This is a genomic window from Paraburkholderia sp., from assembly GCF_035948235.1.
GTDB lineage: Bacteria > Pseudomonadota > Gammaproteobacteria > Burkholderiales > Burkholderiaceae > Paraburkholderia.
Genome location: NZ_DASZJJ010000296.1, coordinates 1 through 17,980 on the forward strand (window position 1 = coordinate 1; position 17,980 = coordinate 17,980).

Consider the following 17,980-nt stretch of genomic DNA (forward strand, 5'->3'; position numbering starts at 1 on the left):
CAGATCTTCCTTTCTCATACTGGCACCGAGTCTGCTACCACCCGGGCGCGGAACTTTTCCGGCAGCGCTCTCGGTGTCAGTACATCGACCGGCACACCCAGCAGCGTTTCCAGTCGCAACTGGATTTGCGCGAGATCGATAAATGTAGTTTCCGGCGTCGGATCAACCAGCAGATCGAGGTCGCTATCCTCATCGTCCTCGTCGCGGGCCGAAGAGCCGAACACGCGTACATTCGTCGCGTGATGGCTCGCGACGATCTCACGGATTTCCGCGCGATGCGCGCGTAAAGCTTCGGATGGTCTCATGACGGCTCCAGATTTTTCGGGTATTCGAGCAAACGTTGCAACGAACAGACCGCTAAATTACCGCTAACGACACCACGGCAATCTGCTCCAAACCCCCTGCCACAAGCGGCCCATTCTACGCGAGTCGCGTCTTGCGGCGCCTGCTGGCCGAACGGCCGACCCTTCCACAAATTGCCGCGCGGTCCCAAATCAGTACAATACCTCGCGAATACGGCCTACCGGGCTGGCGCGCCGCGCTTGTCGCTTTGGCGAGCAGTCCGTCCACGCCATTGTTTCGTCACGGTTTTTTTGAACACTCAACGCGTTTTCCCCGCAGATGTCCACAGCCTCTGTGGACAAGCGCGCGGACAACTCCCTGCGGATCACCATGTCAACGAAGAAGTCAAACGCTGCAAACGCTGGATATAGCGAAGCGTCGATCAAGGTGCTCAAGGGCCTCGAGCCCGTCCGGCAACGGCCGGGCAAGTACACGCGCACCGAGAATCCGCTGCATATCATCCAGGAAGTCATCGACAACGCTTCGGACGAAGCGCTCGGCGGCTTCGGCAAACGCATCACCGTCACGCTGCACGCGGACCAGTCGGTGTCCGTCGAGGACGATGGCCGCGGCATCCCGTTCGGCCTGCACCCCGAAGAAAAGGTGCCGGTCGTCGAAATCGTCTACACGCGCCTGCACGCAGGCGGCAAGTTCGACAAGGCCGCTGGCGGCGCCTACACGTTCTCGGGCGGCCTGCACGGTGTGGGCGTGTCGGTTACCAATGCGCTCTCGAAGCAGCTCGACGTGACCGTCTGGCGCGATGGCAAGGTCGCCGAACTCGGCTTTTCGCATGGCGACGTCGTCAAGCCGCTCACCGTGCGCAACGCCGCGCGCGACGAAAAGAAAACCGGCACGCGCGTGACCGCGTGGGCCGATCCGAAGTATTTCGACTCGCCCAATCTGCCGCTGGGCGAACTGCAACGCCTGCTGCGCTCGAAGGCGGTGCTGCTGCCCGGCGTCGAAGTCGAACTCATCAACGAGAAAACCGGCGAGCGCCTGAGCTGGAAGTATGAAGACGGCCTGCGCGGCTATCTGCTCGAAGGCATGGGCGGCGCCGACCTGCTGATCCCGCTGTTCGAAGGCGAGCGTTACGCCGACGGCCGCACCAACGACGACACTTTCGCCGAAGGCGAAGGCGCCGCGTGGGTGGTGGCCTGGTGCGAGGAAGGCACGCTCACGCGCGAGTCCTACGTCAACCTGATCCCCACGCCCGCGGGCGGCACGCACGAAAGCGGTCTGCGCGACGGCCTGTTCCAGGCGGTCAAGAGTTTTGTCGAGCTGCACAATCTCCAGCCGAAGGGCGTGAAGCTGCTGCCCGAAGACGTGTTCGCGCGCGTCTCGTTCGTGCTGTCGGCCAAGGTGCTCGATCCGCAGTTCCAGGGGCAGATCAAGGAACGCCTGAACAGCCGCGACGCCGTCAAGCTGGTGTCGTCGTTCACGCGTCCGGCGCTCGAACTGTGGCTCAACCAGCACGTCGAGCACGGCAAGAAGCTCGCCGATCTCGTCATCAAGCAGGCCCAGGCGCGCACCCGCGCGGGCCAGAAGGTCGAAAAGCGCAAGAGTTCGGGCGTGGCGGTGCTGCCCGGCAAGCTCACCGACTGCGAAGCGACCGATATCGCGCGCAACGAACTGTTCCTCGTCGAGGGCGATTCGGCGGGCGGTTCGGCCAAGATGGGCCGCGACAAGGAATATCAGGCGATCCTGCCGCTGCGCGGCAAGGTGCTGAACACGTGGGAAACCGAGCGCGACCGCTTGTTCGCCAATAACGAAGTGCACGACATTTCGGTGGCGATCGGCGTCGATCCGCATAGCCCGGACGACACCGTCGATCTCTCGAATCTGCGCTACGGCAAGATCTGCATTCTCTCGGACGCAGACGTCGACGGTTCGCACATCCAGGTATTGCTGCTCACGCTGTTCTTCAAGCATTTCCCGCAGCTGATCGAGCGCGGCCACGTGTACGTGGCGCGTCCGCCGTTGTTCCGCGTCGATGCGCCCGCGCGCGGCAAGAAGCCCGCACAGAAGCTCTACGCACTGGACGAAGGCGAGCTCGAAGCGATTCTCGACAAGCTGCGCAAGGACGGCGTGCGCGACACGCAATGGTCCATCAGCCGCTTTAAGGGCCTGGGCGAAATGAGCGCCGAACAGCTCTGGGACACCACCATGAATCCCGACACGCGCCGCCTGTCGCCCATCGTGCTCGGCGACCTCGATTACGAGGCTACCGTTGCGCGCATGACGATGCTGATGGGCAAGGGCGAAGCGGCCTCGCGCCGTTCGTGGCTCGAAGAGAAGGGCAACGAAGTCGAAGCGGACATCTGACGCCGCCTTCACCTACACCCGCCCACACCAGACTACGGATTAATTGAAACATGGACGATCTTTTTGTTGAAGCGACTGGCGCCGACGGTGGCGACACGCTCACGCTCGGCCACTACGCGGAACGCGCCTACCTCGACTACGCGGTGAGCGTGGTCAAGGGCCGCGCGCTGCCCGACGTCTGCGACGGCCAGAAGCCGGTGCAGCGCCGCATCCTGTTCGCGATGAACGAAATGGGCCTCGGCGACAACGCCAAGCCCGTGAAGTCGGCGCGCGTGGTCGGCGACGTGCTCGGTAAGTATCACCCGCACGGCGACCAGTCGGCCTACGACGCGCTCGTGCGTCTGGCCCAGGACTTCTCGATGCGCTATCCGCTCATCGACGGTCAGGGCAACTTCGGTTCGCGCGACGGCGACGGCGCGGCGGCGATGCGTTACACGGAAGCGCGCCTCACGCCCATCGCCAAGCTGCTGCTCGACGAAATCGACATGGGCACCGTCGATTTCATGCCGAACTACGACGGTTCCTTCCAGGAGCCGAAGACGCTGCCCGCGCGCCTGCCGATGCTGCTGCTCAACGGCGCATCCGGTATCGCGGTCGGTCTGGCCACCGAAATCCCTTCGCACAATCTGCGCGAAGTGGCGACGGCGGCCGTGGCGATGATCAAGAATCCGAAGCTTTCGCATGCGGAAATCATGGAGCGTCTGCCGGGGCCGGATTTCCCGGGCGGCGGCCAGATCATTTCGAGCGAAGCGGAAATCGCGGCGGCCTATGAATCGGGCCGCGGCAGCCTGAAGGTGCGCGCTCGCTGGAAGATCGAGGATCTCGCGCGCGGGCAGTGGCAACTCGTCGTCACCGAACTGCCGCCCAATACGTCGGGCCAGAAGGTGCTCGAAGAGATCGAGGAGCTGACCAACCCGAAGCTCAAGCTCGGCAAGAAAACGCTCACGCCCGAGCAGTTGCAGAACAAGCAGACCATGCTCGGCCTGCTGGACGCCGTGCGCGACGAGTCGGGCAAGGACGCGCCCGTGCGTCTGGTGTTCGAGCCGAAGACCAGCAAGATCGATCAGGGCGAGTTCGTCAATTCGCTGCTCGCCAATACGAGCCTCGAATCGAACGCGTCGCTGAACCTCGTGATGATCGGCGCCGATGGACGTCCGCGCCAGAAGGGCATCAGCGAGATCCTGGGCGAGTGGATCGGCTTCCGTTTCGCGACGGTCACGCGCCGTACGCAGCATCGTTTGACCAAGGTTGACGACCGCATCCACATCCTCGAAGGGCGGATGATCGTCTTCCTCAATATCGACGAAGTCATTCGCATCATCCGCGAGGCGGACGAGCCGAAGGCGGCGCTGATGAGCGCGTTCGGTCTGTCCGAGCGCCAGGCCGAGGACATTCTTGAAATTCGTCTGCGTCAGTTGGCGCGGCTGGAGAAGATCAAGATCGAGAAGGAACTGGCTGAACTGCGCGAAGAGAAGGCGAAGCTCGAAGAACTGCTCGCCAACGAATCGTCGATGAAGCGCCTGATCGTCCGGGAAATCGAAGCCGACGCCAAGCAGTACGGCGACGATCGCCGCACGCTGATCCAGCAGGAAAAGCGCGCGACTTTCGAAGTGCGCGTGGTGGACGATCCGGTCACGGTGGTGGTGTCGCAGAAGGGCTGGGTGCGTGCGCTCAAGGGCCACGGGCTCGATACGCAGAGCTTCACGTTCAAGGCCGGCGACGGTCTGTACGCGGCGTTCCAGTGCCGCACGCCCGATACGCTGATCGCGTGGGGCAGCAACGGGCGCGTCTATTCGGTGTCCGTGGCGCAACTGCCGGGCGGTCGCGGTGACGGCGTGCCGGTCACGTCGCTGATCGAGCTGGAAGCCGGTTCGCATCTGCTGCATTACTTCGCAGCGGGCGCTGAGCAGCCGCTGCTGCTGGCGTCGAGCAACGGCTTTGGCTTTATCGCGAAGATTGGTGACATGGTCAGCCGCGTGAAGGCGGGCAAGGCCTTCATGACGATCGACGCAGGCAGCGTGCCGCTCACGCCGATGCCGATGGTGCCGGACGCGATCCAGGTGGCGTGTCTGTCGTCGGGCGGGCGTCTGCTGGTGTTCGGCCTCGACGAGATGAAGACGCTCTCGGGCGGCGGCCGTGGCGTTACGCTGATGCAGCTCGAAGACAAGGAAACCTTGGTGCAGGCGCTGGCGATCAACGCGTCGGGTGTCGTGCTCGAAGGCACGGGTCGCGCCCAGAAGCCGGGCGAAGACCTGATGGCGGGCCCTGTGCTCGCGCCGCAGATCGGCAAGCGTGCCCGCAAGGGCCGCGCGCCGGACTCGAAGCTCAAGGTCATCACCGGCATGCGTCCGGTGCTGCCGCGCTAAGCGCTACATCGGCTCAGCACGCAGCCAGCCAGACCGGCTCTGTCCTTCTGATGAAGCAGGGCCGGTCGCTTCGCCAGCCAGCGCACGCCCAATGTGGCGTGCACACATCCGGCACGCAGCATCCAGCGGCATGAAATAATGCCGCGCGCTTCATGTGACTCGTATGGAAATGTCCGTGCGATTCACGTAGGCCATGGGCGCTCGCGCCGGATACTTTTACGTACGAGGAATTACCAGCATGGGTCACGCGATCGAAATCGCGCTGTTTGTGCATTTGCTGAGCGTCGCCGTGTGGGTTGGCGGCATGATCTTCGCGCATTTCTGCCTGCGCCCCGCGATCGAGGATCTTTCGCCGCAACTGCGGTTGCCGCTCATCGAATCGGTGTTTGGCCGCTTTTTCAACTGGGTGGGTATCGCCATCATCGCGATCCTGCTGAGCGGCGGCTTTTTGCTGATGCAGTTCGGCGGCGGCCATGCCACCTGGCAACTGCACGCGATGGCGGGCCTGGGCGTGATCATGATGCTGATCTTCGGCCATATCCGCTTTGCGCTGTTTCCGCGCATCCGCCGCGCTGTGCAGGCGCAGAAGTGGCCCGACGGCGCGCGCGCCGTGGGCACGATGCGCCGCCTCGTGGTGGTGAATCTTGTGCTGGGCGTCGTGACGATTGGGGTCGCGGTGCTGGCGCGTGGGTACTAAGCGGAATATTTTCGCTTCTCGTTGCACGCGCAACGTTCGCGCGGCGGCCTCTTGAGTCTTTAGAGCCGCTGCGCGAGCGCATAGCGCTGCATGCAGCGCTCCATCGCGTCGAAGAACGCTTCTTCGGCCGCATTCATTTTGCGTTCGCGATGCCACAGCAAGTGGATATCGACGTCCGCGAGACCTTCCTCCGGCGGCAACTGCCATAGGCGCTGCCGCGCCAGATCGTCCTTCACGATGTGTTCCGGCAGGCAGCCGATGCCGTAGCCCGCGAAGATCAGCCGCCGCACTTCGTCCAGACTCGGCGACGACGCCACGATGCGCCCCGTAAAACCGCGCTGATCGCGAAACACCGTGAGCGGCGAAAGACTGTCGCCAATCTGGTCGCTCGTAAACGACACGAAATTCTCCGCGAGCAGATCCTCCATCGTCAGTTGCGACAGGCCGAACAGCCGGTGATGGCGGCCGCAATAAATCGCGTAGCGCTGGCGCAGGAAGCAGCGCATTTCCAGCTTGTCGATGGGCGTGCGGCACAGGCTCAGGCCCGCCGTGGCGGTCTTCTGCAGCAGCGATGAAATGATGTCGGACGAGCGCATCACTTCGATTTGCAGATCGATGCGCGGGTAGGCCACGTGGAATTCCGCGAGGAACTCGTCGTAGACGGGCGATTCGATGCGGCTCACCGTGAGCAGGCGGATCGAGCCGGTGATGTCGGCGGTGCGCTCGTCCAGCTCCGTTTCAAGCCGCGAGATGTTGCCGTAGATGTCATTGGCGATGCGATAAACCTCTTCGCCCGCCTGGGTCGGCACGAAATGCGGGCCGCGCCGCTCGATCAGCTTGCGCCCGAGCGTGTCCTCCAGCCGCTTGAGCGCCTGGCTCACCGCCGGCTGCGTCACGTACAGGCGCGCGGCGGCGCGGCTCAGGCTGCGCTCCTGCATGATCGCCAGATAGGTGCGCAGCAGATTCCAGTCAAGCCGGTCGTTGAGAAAGCGGGTGGTGTCGGCGCGCATGAGTGATTTCGCCCAAGGTATTAGCCATATTTATGCGGAGAATAATAACTCGAAATTTGACTAATGTTTTCTGGCTGGCGATAAAGGATGCATGGCGAATGCGCTGTCAGAGCGCGTCGACCACGCCTGAAAATCAATACTGCACGCGCCCCGAAGGAGACTCACCCATGGCCACCCCAGCCACACCCCAATCCGCCCCTGCCGCCCGGCAGCCTGTGCGCGCCGCCGCTGCGGCGTTCATCGGCACCATGATCGAGTGGTACGACTTTTACATCTACGCCACGGCCGCCGCGCTCGTGTTTGGCGAGCTGTATTTCCCGTCGGAAGACCGCTTCGTCAGCACCATGGCTTCGTTCGCCACTTTCGCGGTGGGCTTTTTCGCGCGCCCGCTCGGCGGCGTGATTTTCGGCCACCTGGGCGACCGGATCGGCCGCAAGAAGGCCCTCATGACCACGCTGATGATGATGGGCGTGGCGACCGTGTGCGTCGGGCTGCTGCCCTCGTATGCGAAGGTCGGGGCGCTGGCGCCCGTGCTGCTGGTGCTGTTGCGCGTGGTGCAGGGCATCGCCGTGGGCGGCGAGTGGGGCGGCGCGGTGCTGATGGCGGGCGAACACGCGCCCGAAGGCCGCCGCACCTTTTTCGCCTCGTTCGCGCAACTGGGTTCACCTGCGGGCCTGATTCTGTCGCTGCTGGCGTTCCGCTCGGTGACGTCGCTCGACAAGGCGGATTTCCTCTCGTGGGGCTGGCGTCTGCCGTTCCTGATTTCCGCCGTGCTGCTGGTGGTGGGCATCATGATTCGCCTGGGCGTGAACGAATCGCCCGAGTTCGAAAAGCTCAAGGATCAGCGCCGCACCGCCAAACTGCCGATCGCCGAAGTGTTCAGCTCGGCCTGGGGCCTCGTGCTGCTGTGTATTGGCGCGAACACCATCGGCATCGCGGGCGTGTACTTCACCAACACCTTCATGATCGCGTACACGACGCAGTACGTCGGCATCACGCGCTCGATGATTCTCGACTGCCTGTTTATCGTCGCGTTTATCCAGTTCTTCTCGCAGCCGCTCGCGGCCTGGCTTGCCGAGCGTCTGGGCGGCGCGCGCTTTCTCAAGATCGCCGCCATCGGCGCGATGCTTTCGCCGTATCCGATGTTCGTGCTGGTGCAAAGCGGCCATGTCGTGCCGATGGTGATCGGCATTGCCATCGCGGTGGTCTGCATGGCCAGCTACTACTCGGTGATCGCGGGCTTTGTGTCGGGCATTTTCCCCACGCGCGTGCGCTATTCGGCGATTTCGCTGGCCTACCAGGTGTGCGGCGCGATCGCGGGTGGCCTCACGCCGCTGATCGGCACCTGGCTCGCGCATCGCTATGCGGGGCAGTGGTGGCCGCTCGCCGTGTTCTATACGGGCCTCGCGGGGATCTCGCTGCTGTGCATCGTCGCGCTCGACGCGCGCCGCAGCCAGCACGCGCACGACGAAGCCGCGACCCGGGCGCTCAGTTCGCACTGAGTTTCGCCTCGACGAATTGAAACCGACTACTCCGACTATTCGACCGAAACGGAAGAACCGATGAAAGACCTTTTGCAAATCGACGGCCCGCGTCTGTGGGTGAGCCTCACGGAAATGGCGCGCATTGGCGCGACGGCGGGCGGCGGCGTGCGCCGTCTCGCGCTTACCGAAGAAGACCGCCAGGGGCGCGAGCTGTTCGCGCGCTGGTGCGTCGAGGCGGGCATGACGGTGTGGACCGACGAAGTCGGCAACCTGTTCGCACGCCGCGCGGGCACCGACGCGCAGGCCGCGCCCGTGCTGATGGGCAGCCATCTCGACACGCAGCCGGAAGGCGGGCGCTTCGATGGCGTATACGGCGTGCTGGCGGCGCTCGAAGTGGTGCGCGCGCTCAACGACGTCAACGCCACGACTGAAAAACCCATCGAAATCTGCTCCTGGACCAACGAGGAGGGCGCGCGCTTTACGCCCGCGATGTTGGGCTCGGCGGTGTTTGCGGGCGCGATGACGCTCGACGACGCCCTTGCGCGCGAGGACGCCGACGGCGTGACGCTCGGCGCGGCGCTCGCCGCCTGCGGCGCGCGTGGCACGCGGCCCGTGCAGGGCGTGGCCGTCGACAGCTATTTTGAAGCGCATATCGAACAAGGCCCGATCCTGGAAGCCAATGGCACGACCATCGGTGTGGTCACGGGCGGCCAGGCGATCCGCTGGTTCGACGTCCACGTGACGGGCGTGGCCGCGCATGCGGGCACCACGCCGATGCGCTATCGCAAGGACGCGTTTTTCGGCGCGGCGCAGATGGCGCTGGAAATCGAGCGCGTGATGGCGCGTTACGCGCCGCTGGGTCTGGTGACGATTGGCCAGATGCAGATCGCCAATTCGTCGCGCAACACCATCGCCGCCAATCTGACTTTCACGGTCGATCTGCGTCACCCCGACGATGCCCAGCTCGACGCAATGGAGCGCGATCTGCGCGCGGCCTGCGCGGCGGTGGGCGGCACGCGCGGGCTGGGTGTGAGCATCGCGCATTGCTGGACCAGCCCGGCCACGCCGTTCGATCCGGCTTGCGTCGCGCTGGTGGCCGATGCGGTCGAACGCCTGGGCTACTCGAACGAGCGCATCGTGAGCGGCGCGGGCCACGACGCGATTCACCTCGCGCGCTACTGCCCGACGGCGATGGTGTTCATTCCGTGTGTAGACGGCCTCTCGCACAACGAAGCCGAAGACGCGCTGCCCGAGGACGTAACGGCGGGCACCAACGTGCTGCTCAATGCCGTGGCCGCGCGCGCGGGCGTGCGGGTGCCGCAGGCCGTGGCCGCCTGAAACAGCAAGGAGAACCAACTATGAAGACGTGGTTTCACCCCGAACAACTGCTGCACCATCCGCGCACCTATCTGTCGCGTGGCCAGATGCGCGAGCCCCAGGAAGTGCCCGAACGCGCCACGCGTCTGGTTGCTGCAGCGCGCTCGCTAGACTTCGACGTGCGCGAGCCCGCCGACTTCGGCACCGCGCCGCTAGCGGCCGTGCACGATATGAACTATCTGCGCTTCCTGGAAGAAGCCCACGCCGACTGGAAGCGCATGCCCGACGACTGGGGCGACGAAGTGATGTCGAACATCTTCGTGCGCGAACCCAACCCGTTGCGCGGCGTGCTGGCCCAGGCGGCGCGCTATCTCGCCGATGGCAGTTGCCCGGTGGGCGCGAATACGTGGCGCGCGGCCTACTGGTCGGCGCAAAGCGCGCTGGCGGCGGCGAACTGCGTGAACGAAGGCGCGCGCGAGAGTTACGCGATCAGCCGTCCGCCCGGCCACCATGCTCGCGCGGATGCGGCGGGCGGCTTCTGCTACCTGAACAATGCGGCGGTCGCGGCGCAGTCCTTGCGCAGCCGCTTCAAGCGCGTGGCGATCCTGGATACCGACATGCATCACGGCCAGGGCGTGCAGGAAATCTTCTATGGCCGCGACGACGTGCTCTATATCTCGATCCACGGCGATCCGACCAACTTCTATCCGGTCGTGGCGGGCTACGAGGAAGAGCGCGGCGCGGGCGAAGGCGAGGGCTACAACGTCAATCTGCCGATGCCGCACGGTGCGAGCGAAGCGCAGTTTTTCGAGCAGGTGGAGGCGGCGCTGCGCGTGCTCAAACGCTTCGAACCCGATGCGCTGGTGCTCGCGCTCGGCTTCGACATCTATAAGGACGATCCGCAGTCGAAGGTGGCGGTCAGCACCGAAGGTTTCGGCAAGCTCGGTCAGGCGATTGGCGCGCTGGATCTGCCATCGGTGATCGTGCAGGAAGGGGGGTATCACCTCGAAAGCCTCGAAGACAATGCGCGGGCGTTCTTCGGCGGCTTCACGGGCGCAAGGTCGAAATAAGCGTGGCAGGGCAGTGCGGCACGCGCACTGCCTTGTTCTAGCGCGATTGTTGCGCGTCGCTCAGGCGTTCGTTGCGGTGTTCTACGGCATCGTCAGACGAGGCGCCGCACACGCCGAAGCGCTCGATCAGGGCCGGCACGCCTTCCACCGGCACCGGCCGCGAGAACAGGAAGCCCTGCGCCTCGATCGGCCCGAGCGCTGCGAGCCAGGCGATCTGCTCCTCGGTTTCGGTGCCTTCGACCACCACGGTCAGGCCCAGCGAGCGCGCCAGATTGACGATCGCCGAGACCATCACGCACACGCTGCGGTCGCCGGGAATCGCCTGCACGAAGGAGCGGTCCACCTTGAGCGTGTCTACCGCAAAGCGATTCAGATAGGACAACGACGAATAGCCCGTGCCGAAGTCGTCGAGCGCGATGCGTACGCCCAGGCGCTTGAGCGCGAAGATCTTTTCGGAGACCAGTTCCGGGTACTCCATCATCGCGGTTTCGGTGATTTCGAGTTCGAGCTTGTGCGCGGCGATGCCGGTTTCCTCGATGGCCTGCGAGATGGTTTCGTAGAGATCGCCGCGCCAGAACTGCACCGCCGAAATATTGATCGCCAGCGACAGCGTCTCGAAGCCTTGCTGCTGCCACAGCGCAAGCTGTGCGCAGGCCGTGCTGATGACGAAGTCGCCCACCGGCACGATCAGCCCGGTCGATTCGGCCACCGGAATGAATTCGCTGGCTGGAATCAGGCCGTACTGCGGATGGTTCCAGCGCACCAGCGCCTCGAAGCCGGTGATGCAGCGGCGGCGCAGATCGATCTTCGGCTGATAGGCGAGAAACAGTTGCCCTTCGGCCAGCGCCACGCGCAGTTGCTGCTCCCACTTCATCAGATGATCGGCGCGATGAGCGAGCTGCGGCGAGTAGAAGCGGAAGCAGTTGCGGCCCGCTTCCTTGGCGGCGTACATCGCCAGATCGGCCTTCTTGAGCAGGTCGATTTCGCTTTCGTGCGCCACGGCAAAGAGCGCGATGCCCGTGCTCGCATGCAGCACGAAGGCGCTGCCGCGCACGTCGAACGGATGCGTGAAGGCGGCGTTGGTGGTTTCCGCGAGCGTGCTGGCGCGCTTCTCGATTTCGTCGCCCTTGACGATCACCACGAACTCGTCGCCGCCGATGCGCGCGAGCGTGCCCGCGCCGCCCACGGCGTCCGCCAGACGCGCGGCGCTCATCTGCAGCACGATGTCGCCTGCGTTGTGGCCGAGCGTGTCGTTGACGGTCTTGAAGTTGTCGAGGTCGATAAAGAGAATCGCCAGGCGGCCAAGATTGCCCGGCTGCGAGACTTCGTGGCGCAGCCGCTGCAGCGTGGCGTAGCGGTTGGGCAGACCGGTGAGCAGGTCGTACTGCACGAGTTGCGACATCTCGCGCTCGCGCCCGAGCAGCTTGCCGATCAGACCCGTCGCCACCGCGAAGAACGACAGCATGGCCAGCGAGATGAACGTCGCCATCATCAGATAGACGTCGCGCGTGTGGTTGTAGTCGGCGAATTCTTCGGCCTGCGAAAGACCCACCAGCACCGCGAGCGGATAGCCGTCGATATGGCGGTACGAGACGATGCGGGTCACATGGTCGATCGGATCGACATAGGTGCCGGAGACGTGTTCCGAGATCGGATAGACGCCGCTGGCGGAGAACGCGCCGGCGGCGCGGTCGGCGTTGCCGGTGCGGCGCGCGAGCACCGCGCCGGTGTCCGAGATCACGGCGATCACGCCGTCACGGCCAATGGCCGCGTTGTTGTAGAAGTCGCTGGTGAAGTAGCCGGGGTCTTCCGAAACCACCACCACGCCCGCGAAGGAGCCGTCCTGGTGATTGAGGCGGCGCGTCATCTGCAAGGTCCAGTGGCCCGAGATGCGGCCCAGCACCGGCTTGCTGATGAAGAGCTGATCGTCGTTCTCGTGCTCGTGAACCTTGAAGTGCTCGCGGTCCGAGAGGTCGATGGGCTTGGGATTGGGATCGGCGGTATTGGCGACCAGCTTGCCGTGCTCGTCGATGATCGACACCTGCACGAGCGAGTCGCTCTGCACCACGCCTTTTTCGACCGTGGTGGCCAGGTTGAAGTGATCGGGCGTCTTCTCGAACTCGTACTTCACGAAGCGCGTGATCTGGTCGACCTGGTGGATCGCCTTGACGGTGTGCTGCTCGAGCGCCGCGGAAAGAATCGCGGCGGAGGCGGTCGCCTCGCGCAGCGTGGCTTCCTTTTCGACCGACAGGCGCGTGAAGATCACGGCCCACAGCAGCACCAGCACCAGCACACCCAGCAGCGGGATCGCGAGTAGCGTGCGTGGGCGTGTATAGGCAGGGCCGGGCGCGCCGCGCAGGCTCGCGTCGCGCGAGAAGGGGCGCCAGTTCGTGCTCATCTGGTCCGCCGCGCATGCGGGTTGCCGCGCCGCAGATGCGGCGGCCGGGACGACAATAAGGCGCTCGGTTGGATCGGCGGCATCGGGATGCGAAACGGCTACGGAAAGTGCGCGGGACGCGCGGAAAAAATCGTCAGGTCGGATGCGTCTTTTGCGTCCGATGTTTTGATCTTAATGGTTGGGGAATGATTAAGGAAGCGGTGCCCCCTCGGGTATACGCGAGTTGGGGGAGCAAGTCTGTCAGCGCTTGATGTGCCGCGCATAGACGCGCAGGCCGGCATAGCGCCGCCGCCAGGCGCAAAAAGCATGGCGCGGGCGGCGGCGCAAGGGGCAACAGGCGTGCCGGGTGTTGCCAGAAGGGGCAACGCGGCGTCAGGGCGGGGAGTTACCCCGATGCCGATAATGCATGGATGTAGCGTTCGCTGCGTGCGCGCTTATGCAAACCTATGCGAGCTGGATCGAGCCATCGACAACGGTAAGCGCCGCGCCGCCGATCCAGATCTTGCCCGCCGCATCGTCGTAGCTCACCGACACGCGTCCGTCGCGGCCCATCGCCGTGCCCTGGCGCACGGTGTAGCGCTCGCCCGGGCGGCGGTTTTGCTGCGCGAGCAGCAGGGCGATGGCGGCGTTGGCGCTGCCGGTCACCGGATCTTCGCCCTTGCCGAGTCCCGTCATCAGGCAACGCACTTCGAACGTGGCGGGGCCGCTCGCGTCATGCGGGCCGTAGGCCGCGAGTCCTTGCCCACCCACGCCCGCTGCCACCACCGCCAGCGCGTCATAGTCGATGTCGAGCGCGAGCACGTCCTGCGCCGATTTCAGACGCACGACGATCCACGGCGCACCGTTGTCGACGCCGCACGGCTGCGCTTCGAACTCGATTGCATCCGAACGCAGCGCCACGCGCAGGGCGTCGTACTGTGTGGCGGGCAGCGGCGTCACCGTGGCGGGCGGCGCGGCGAACGCCCATTGCGCCGGTTCGCCCGCGTTGCCTTCGACCTGTTGCGCCAGTTCGACAAGACCCGCGCCGCACTCCTGCACGAGCCGGCCGGGCGTCTTCGGCGTGCGGCCGCTGTCGAGGAACGCGTGCGCCGAGCCAATCGTCGGATGGCCCGCGAACGGCAACTCGCCCTGAGTCGTGAAGATGCGCACGCGATAGTCGGCGCGTTCGTCGCTGGGCGCCAGCAGGAAGGCGGTCTCGGACAGATTGGTCCAGCGCGCGATGGCCTGCATCTGCGCGGTGTCGAGCGCGTCGGCGTCGAAAATCACGGCCAGCGGATTGCCCTTGAAGGGTTGCGACGTGAACACGTCGACCTGTTTGAAGCGGACGCTGCGTAGAGTCATGATCGGCAATAGCGAGACAAAAAACGAGGACGAAAAAAAGCCGCACCTTGCGGCGCGGCCCGATGTCACTACGAGGTGAGCGCTTACTCGACTTCGGCGATCAGCTCGATCTCGACGCACGCGCCGAGCGGAATCTGCGCGACGCCGAACGCCGAGCGCGCATGCTTGCCTTTCTCGCCGAACACATCGGCGATGAATTCCGATGCGCCGTTGGTGACGATGTGCTGTTCCGTGAAGTCGAGCGTCGAATTCACGAGGCTCATCAGCTTCACGATGCGCTTGACCTTGTTCAGGTCGCCCGTGTGGGCGTGCAGCGTGGCGATCAGGTCGATCGCGATCGAGCGTGCGGCGGCCTTGCCTTCTTCGGTCGAGAGCGAGTCGCCGAGCTTGCCGGCCCACACCTTGCCGTCCTTCTTCGCGATGTGACCCGACAGGTACACCGTGTTGCCGCTCTGCGCGCTCATCACGTAAGCGGCGGCGGGCGCGCCCGCTTGCGGCAGTTCGATGCCGAGCTGTTCCAGGCGGTCGTAGATGTTGATGTCAGCCATGTTCAGGAGTCCTTTTACAGGTTGGTCGCAGGTTGGTCGTCAATTCATGTACGCATGCAGTACGCAAGAAGCGCAGGCTTCACATGCGCGCGCGGATCAGCTTGGCGAGCTTGGACACGCCTTCTTCGATCTTCGCCGGCGGCACCGTGACGAACGACAGGCGCAGCTTGTTGCGCTGCGGCTCGCGCGCGAAGAACGGCGCGCCCGGCACGAAGGCCACGTTCTGCGCGACCGCTTCTTCCAGCAACTTCATACTGTCGATCTGTTGCGGCAGCGTGACCCACACAAACATGCCGCCTTCCGGACGGTTCCAGCTCACGCCTTCGGGCATGTTGCGCGTGAGCGAGTCGAGCATCGCTTCGCACTGGTCGCGGTAGAGCGCGCGCACCTTCGGGATATGCGTGTCGAGGAAGCCGTTCTTCACGACTTCGTAGACGATGCGCTGCGTGAAACTGGGCGTGTGCAGGTCGGTGGCCTGCTTGGCCTGCACGAGTTTGAAGTGCAGATCCTCGGGCGCGATGATGTAGCCCACGCGCAGGCCCGGCGCCAGCACCTTCGAGAACGAACCCAGATGCACGATGTGCTCGGGCGCCATCGAGTGCAACGTCGGCAGCGGCTCGCCCGCGTAGAGGAGCGCGCCGTAGGGATCGTCTTCGATCACCGGGAACGGCGAGGTCTGCGCGAAGGCCGCGAGCGCCTGGCGGCGTTCGAGCGGCAGACGGCGGCCGGTCGGGTTCTGGAAGTTCGGGATGGCGTAGAGCAGACGCGCGCCTGCCGTCAGTTCGGGCGTCAGACCTTCGGGGACGAGACCCTTGTCGTCGGTCGGCACCTGCACGTAGTTCGGCTCGTAGAGCGAGAACGACTGCAGCGCGCCCAGATACGTGGGCGTTTCCACCAGCACGGGGCTATCGGGCGAGACCAGCACCTTGCCGATCAGGTCGAGCGCCTGCTGCGAGCCCGTGGTGATGAGCACCTGCGAAGCGCGCACCTTCGCGCCGCCCACCGAGTGGCGCTCGGCGACCCATTCGCGCAGCGGCATATAGCCTTCGGTCGCGCTGTACTGGAGCGCGCCCGACGGATCGTCGCGCAGGATGCGGTCGGCGGCGGCGCGCATTTCCTCGGCCGGGAAGCTGGCCGGGGCGGGCAGGCCGCCGGCGAAGGAGATGACTTCGGGCCGTTCGGTGACCTTCAGGATTTCGCGAATCGCCGAGCTGGTCAGCTTGATTGCGCGCTCGGACAGTTGCCACGCGGGCGCGGCCTTGAGATCGCTCTGGTCCATGGGGTCTCCTTTTTAGGGTCGGGCGAGTGAGTCTGGTGGCGGCCCGAGGCGCGAAGCCTCGGACCGCCGAAAACCTTCGATTATGACGCGAAAACCGCTCAAGCGGCGCGCACGGGCGCCGGGGCCGTGCGGATCGCGGCGCGGCGGCCCAGCACGACGGTGGCGATCACGGCGGCAGCGTAGAGCCATGCCGAGGGCGCAACCTGCTCGCCGAACACCAGCGCCGAGAACGCCATCGTGAAGAAAATCTGCAGCAGCTGGACCTGACCCACGCGCGCCGTGCCGCCCATGGCGAGTCCCGCGTACCAGGCGAAGAAGCCGAGGAACTGCGAGAACAGCGTGACGTAGCCGAACGCCAGCCAGGTCTTGAGCGCAACCGGCCCCGGATGCGCGACGTGGTGCGCCCACGCGAGCCAGCCGACCGGCAGCACGAGGAACGGCGCGGACAGCACCAGCGCCCAGCAGATCACCTGCCAGCCGCCCAGTTGCCGTGCGAGGCGTGCACCTTCGGCGTAACCGAGCGCGCCGATGCCCACGGCCACCAGCATCCACGCGTCGCCGGCATGCAGCGCGCCGCCGCCCGCCTGAAGCGCGAACGCCACCACCAGCGCACTGCCGATCAGCGCGCTGAACCAGAACGCCTTCGACGGGCGCTCGTGCGAGAGCCACGCGGCGTAGATCGCCACGGCCAGCGGCTGCAGGCCGTTGACGATGGCGCCGTGCGAGGCGGGCACGCTCTTCATCGCCCACGCAGAAAACACCGGATAGGCGACGATCACGCCCAGCGAAACGACGGCGAGGCTCTTGACCTGCGGCCAGGTGGGGCGCTTTTCGCGCCGCACGTAAAGCAGGATGGCGGCGGGCACGGCGGCGGCGAGCGCGCGCCCGAGACCGTTGAGCAGCGGATGGAATTCGAGGACGACGATGCGCGTCATCGGCAGGGTCAGGCTAAAGATCATGACGCCGACGAGGCCGAGCAGCATGCCCTGGGTTTCACGTGCTTTCATGGTGATGAATGTAATGCGCGCTCGTCAGACCAGAGTGCGGGGCGCGCCGAGCGATCGCGTTCCCGACGGGGTTTCGAACTGCGCGGCAAGCGCAGGACTTAAAGCTTCTTCGACGTTGATCAGATGGGCCGCGCCAAGCCATTCCAGTTGCTCGCGCAAGGCTTGCGCTTGCGGGTGATACGCCGTGAGCGAGCGCAGCACGATGCCGGTGTCTTCGAGCGCTTGCGACGGGTGGCGCGGCGTGTCCCACTGGATCAGCGAGGGCAGCATGCCGTCGCCTGCGCCTTGCCACTGCGGGAACGAGCCGTCGAGCGGCACGCTCAGCTGCCAGCCAAGGTCGCCGCGCGTCATCGGCACGAGTTCGGGGATGCGCTGCGGGTACTGGGCGCGCCAGCGGGCGAGGTCCTTGGGCGGCTCGACGCGCGCGACCCAGTGCGAAAGGTATGGCCCTTTTTCGAGCCGCGCCTGCACGTCCGTATCGTCGAGGGCGAACAGGCGCGCGCGGCCGGGTGATGGGGACGACGTTGCGCTGCGCGCGCCGGGATTGATGGCGATCACTTCCAGATACACGCCGCCCCACAGACCGAGCAGCCGGTTATGGGTGCGCATGAGCGGATGCGCGCCGCCGCCGGTGGGCGTCGCCCCGAGTTTGTCGGCGACATACTGGACGCCTTCCTCCAGCGTGCGGGCGGAGACGACGAGATGATCGAGACGAAGCGGCGTGGCAGTCATGGAAAAGAGGGCGGGAAAGTCGGTGGACCGGAAAGCATACCGGTACGCGTGCGATCAAATGTACCGG

At 65.2% G+C, this 17,980-nt stretch carries 14 protein-coding genes; 6 read left to right on the top strand and 8 right to left on the bottom strand.

Annotation, left to right across the window (positions count from 1 at the left end):
- Nucleotides 1-14: 14 nt before the first annotated feature.
- Nucleotides 15-305, bottom strand: coding sequence for a nucleotidyltransferase family protein (locus VG320_RS26380; RefSeq protein WP_327203014.1), 291 nt, complete (start codon nucleotides 303-305; stop codon nucleotides 15-17).
- Between the two features lie 367 nt (nucleotides 306-672).
- On the opposite strand from VG320_RS26380, the gene VG320_RS26385 reads away from it, so the two are divergent.
- From VG320_RS26385 to VG320_RS26395, 3 genes are all read left to right on the top strand, one after another.
- The gene (locus tag VG320_RS26385; RefSeq protein ID WP_327203015.1) at nucleotides 673-2,664 is read left to right on the top strand and encodes a DNA topoisomerase IV subunit B; all 1,992 of its coding nucleotides are present in this window, start codon (nucleotides 673-675) and stop codon (nucleotides 2,662-2,664) included.
- A 50-nt stretch (nucleotides 2,665-2,714) separates the two neighbouring features.
- A complete protein-coding gene (gene parC / locus VG320_RS26390; RefSeq protein WP_327203016.1) occupies nucleotides 2,715-5,030 on the top strand; it encodes a DNA topoisomerase IV subunit A in 2,316 nt (771 codons plus the stop codon).
- Between the two features lie 238 nt (nucleotides 5,031-5,268).
- Nucleotides 5,269-5,727, top strand: a complete 459-nt coding sequence (locus VG320_RS26395; protein WP_327203017.1) for a CopD family protein — start codon at nucleotides 5,269-5,271, stop codon at nucleotides 5,725-5,727.
- Between the two features lie 59 nt (nucleotides 5,728-5,786).
- Here the strand turns inward: VG320_RS26395 and VG320_RS26400 are convergent, their stop codons facing one another.
- Complete coding sequence (locus tag VG320_RS26400; protein ID WP_327203018.1) at nucleotides 5,787-6,737, bottom strand: LysR family transcriptional regulator; 951 nt, start codon at nucleotides 6,735-6,737, stop codon at nucleotides 5,787-5,789.
- Nucleotides 6,738-6,904: 167 nt separating this feature from the next.
- Here VG320_RS26400 and VG320_RS26405 point away from each other — a divergent pair, with 167 nt between their 5' ends.
- Genes VG320_RS26405 through VG320_RS26415 form a run of 3 tightly spaced genes read left to right on the top strand, consistent with a single transcriptional unit; the run spans nucleotide 6,905 to nucleotide 10,608 of the window.
- Complete coding sequence (locus VG320_RS26405; RefSeq protein WP_327203019.1) at nucleotides 6,905-8,239, top strand: MFS transporter; 1,335 nt, start codon at nucleotides 6,905-6,907, stop codon at nucleotides 8,237-8,239.
- Nucleotides 8,240-8,299: 60 nt separating this feature from the next.
- Nucleotides 8,300-9,559, top strand: coding sequence for a Zn-dependent hydrolase (locus VG320_RS26410; RefSeq protein ID WP_327203020.1), 1,260 nt, complete (start codon nucleotides 8,300-8,302; stop codon nucleotides 9,557-9,559).
- A gap of 20 nt (nucleotides 9,560-9,579) precedes the next feature.
- On the top strand, nucleotides 9,580-10,608 hold the full coding sequence (locus tag VG320_RS26415) for a histone deacetylase family protein (RefSeq protein ID WP_327203021.1): 1,029 nt from the start codon (nucleotides 9,580-9,582) through the stop codon (nucleotides 10,606-10,608).
- 37 nt (nucleotides 10,609-10,645) lie between these two features.
- On the opposite strand, the gene VG320_RS26420 is transcribed toward VG320_RS26415, so the two are convergent.
- The 6 genes from VG320_RS26420 to VG320_RS26445 form a co-directional block, all read right to left on the bottom strand.
- Complete coding sequence (locus VG320_RS26420) at nucleotides 10,646-13,006, bottom strand: bifunctional diguanylate cyclase/phosphodiesterase (protein ID WP_327203022.1); 2,361 nt, start codon at nucleotides 13,004-13,006, stop codon at nucleotides 10,646-10,648.
- 444 nt (nucleotides 13,007-13,450) lie between these two features.
- Nucleotides 13,451-14,347 (bottom strand): PhzF family phenazine biosynthesis protein, encoded by an 897-nt coding sequence (locus VG320_RS26425; protein WP_327203023.1) that lies wholly within the window; start codon nucleotides 14,345-14,347, stop codon nucleotides 13,451-13,453.
- 83 nt (nucleotides 14,348-14,430) lie between these two features.
- Entirely contained in the window at nucleotides 14,431-14,895 is a 465-nt protein-coding gene (locus tag VG320_RS26430; RefSeq protein WP_327203024.1) for a RidA family protein, read from the bottom strand.
- Nucleotides 14,896-14,974: 79 nt separating this feature from the next.
- On the bottom strand, nucleotides 14,975-16,174 hold the full coding sequence (locus VG320_RS26435; RefSeq protein ID WP_327203025.1) for a PLP-dependent aminotransferase family protein: 1,200 nt from the start codon (nucleotides 16,172-16,174) through the stop codon (nucleotides 14,975-14,977).
- 98 nt (nucleotides 16,175-16,272) lie between these two features.
- The gene (locus VG320_RS26440; RefSeq protein ID WP_327203026.1) at nucleotides 16,273-17,181 is read right to left on the bottom strand and encodes a DMT family transporter; all 909 of its coding nucleotides are present in this window, start codon (nucleotides 17,179-17,181) and stop codon (nucleotides 16,273-16,275) included.
- A 24-nt stretch (nucleotides 17,182-17,205) separates the two neighbouring features.
- Nucleotides 17,206-17,913 carry a VOC family protein gene (locus VG320_RS26445; protein WP_327203027.1) on the bottom strand — a complete coding sequence of 236 codons (708 nt, stop codon included), beginning with the start codon at nucleotides 17,911-17,913 and terminating at the stop codon, nucleotides 17,206-17,208.
- Nucleotides 17,914-17,980: the final 67 nt, after the last annotated feature.

Coding starts and splice junctions, on each gene's coding strand:
- VG320_RS26380 (WP_327203014.1), bottom strand. CDS start 305: ATGAGACCATCCGAAGCTTTACGCGCGCATCGCGCGGAAATCCGTGAG.
- VG320_RS26385 (WP_327203015.1), top strand. CDS start 673: ATGTCAACGAAGAAGTCAAACGCTGCAAACGCTGGATATAGCGAAGCG.
- parC (WP_327203016.1), top strand. CDS start 2,715: ATGGACGATCTTTTTGTTGAAGCGACTGGCGCCGACGGTGGCGACACG.
- VG320_RS26395 (WP_327203017.1), top strand. CDS start 5,269: ATGGGTCACGCGATCGAAATCGCGCTGTTTGTGCATTTGCTGAGCGTC.
- VG320_RS26400 (WP_327203018.1), bottom strand. CDS start 6,737: ATGCGCGCCGACACCACCCGCTTTCTCAACGACCGGCTTGACTGGAAT.
- VG320_RS26405 (WP_327203019.1), top strand. CDS start 6,905: ATGGCCACCCCAGCCACACCCCAATCCGCCCCTGCCGCCCGGCAGCCT.
- VG320_RS26410 (WP_327203020.1), top strand. CDS start 8,300: ATGAAAGACCTTTTGCAAATCGACGGCCCGCGTCTGTGGGTGAGCCTC.
- VG320_RS26415 (WP_327203021.1), top strand. CDS start 9,580: ATGAAGACGTGGTTTCACCCCGAACAACTGCTGCACCATCCGCGCACC.
- VG320_RS26420 (WP_327203022.1), bottom strand. CDS start 13,006: ATGAGCACGAACTGGCGCCCCTTCTCGCGCGACGCGAGCCTGCGCGGC.
- VG320_RS26425 (WP_327203023.1), bottom strand. CDS start 14,347: ATGACTCTACGCAGCGTCCGCTTCAAACAGGTCGACGTGTTCACGTCG.
- VG320_RS26430 (WP_327203024.1), bottom strand. CDS start 14,895: ATGGCTGACATCAACATCTACGACCGCCTGGAACAGCTCGGCATCGAA.
- VG320_RS26435 (WP_327203025.1), bottom strand. CDS start 16,174: ATGGACCAGAGCGATCTCAAGGCCGCGCCCGCGTGGCAACTGTCCGAG.
- VG320_RS26440 (WP_327203026.1), bottom strand. CDS start 17,181: ATGAAAGCACGTGAAACCCAGGGCATGCTGCTCGGCCTCGTCGGCGTC.
- VG320_RS26445 (WP_327203027.1), bottom strand. CDS start 17,913: ATGACTGCCACGCCGCTTCGTCTCGATCATCTCGTCGTCTCCGCCCGC.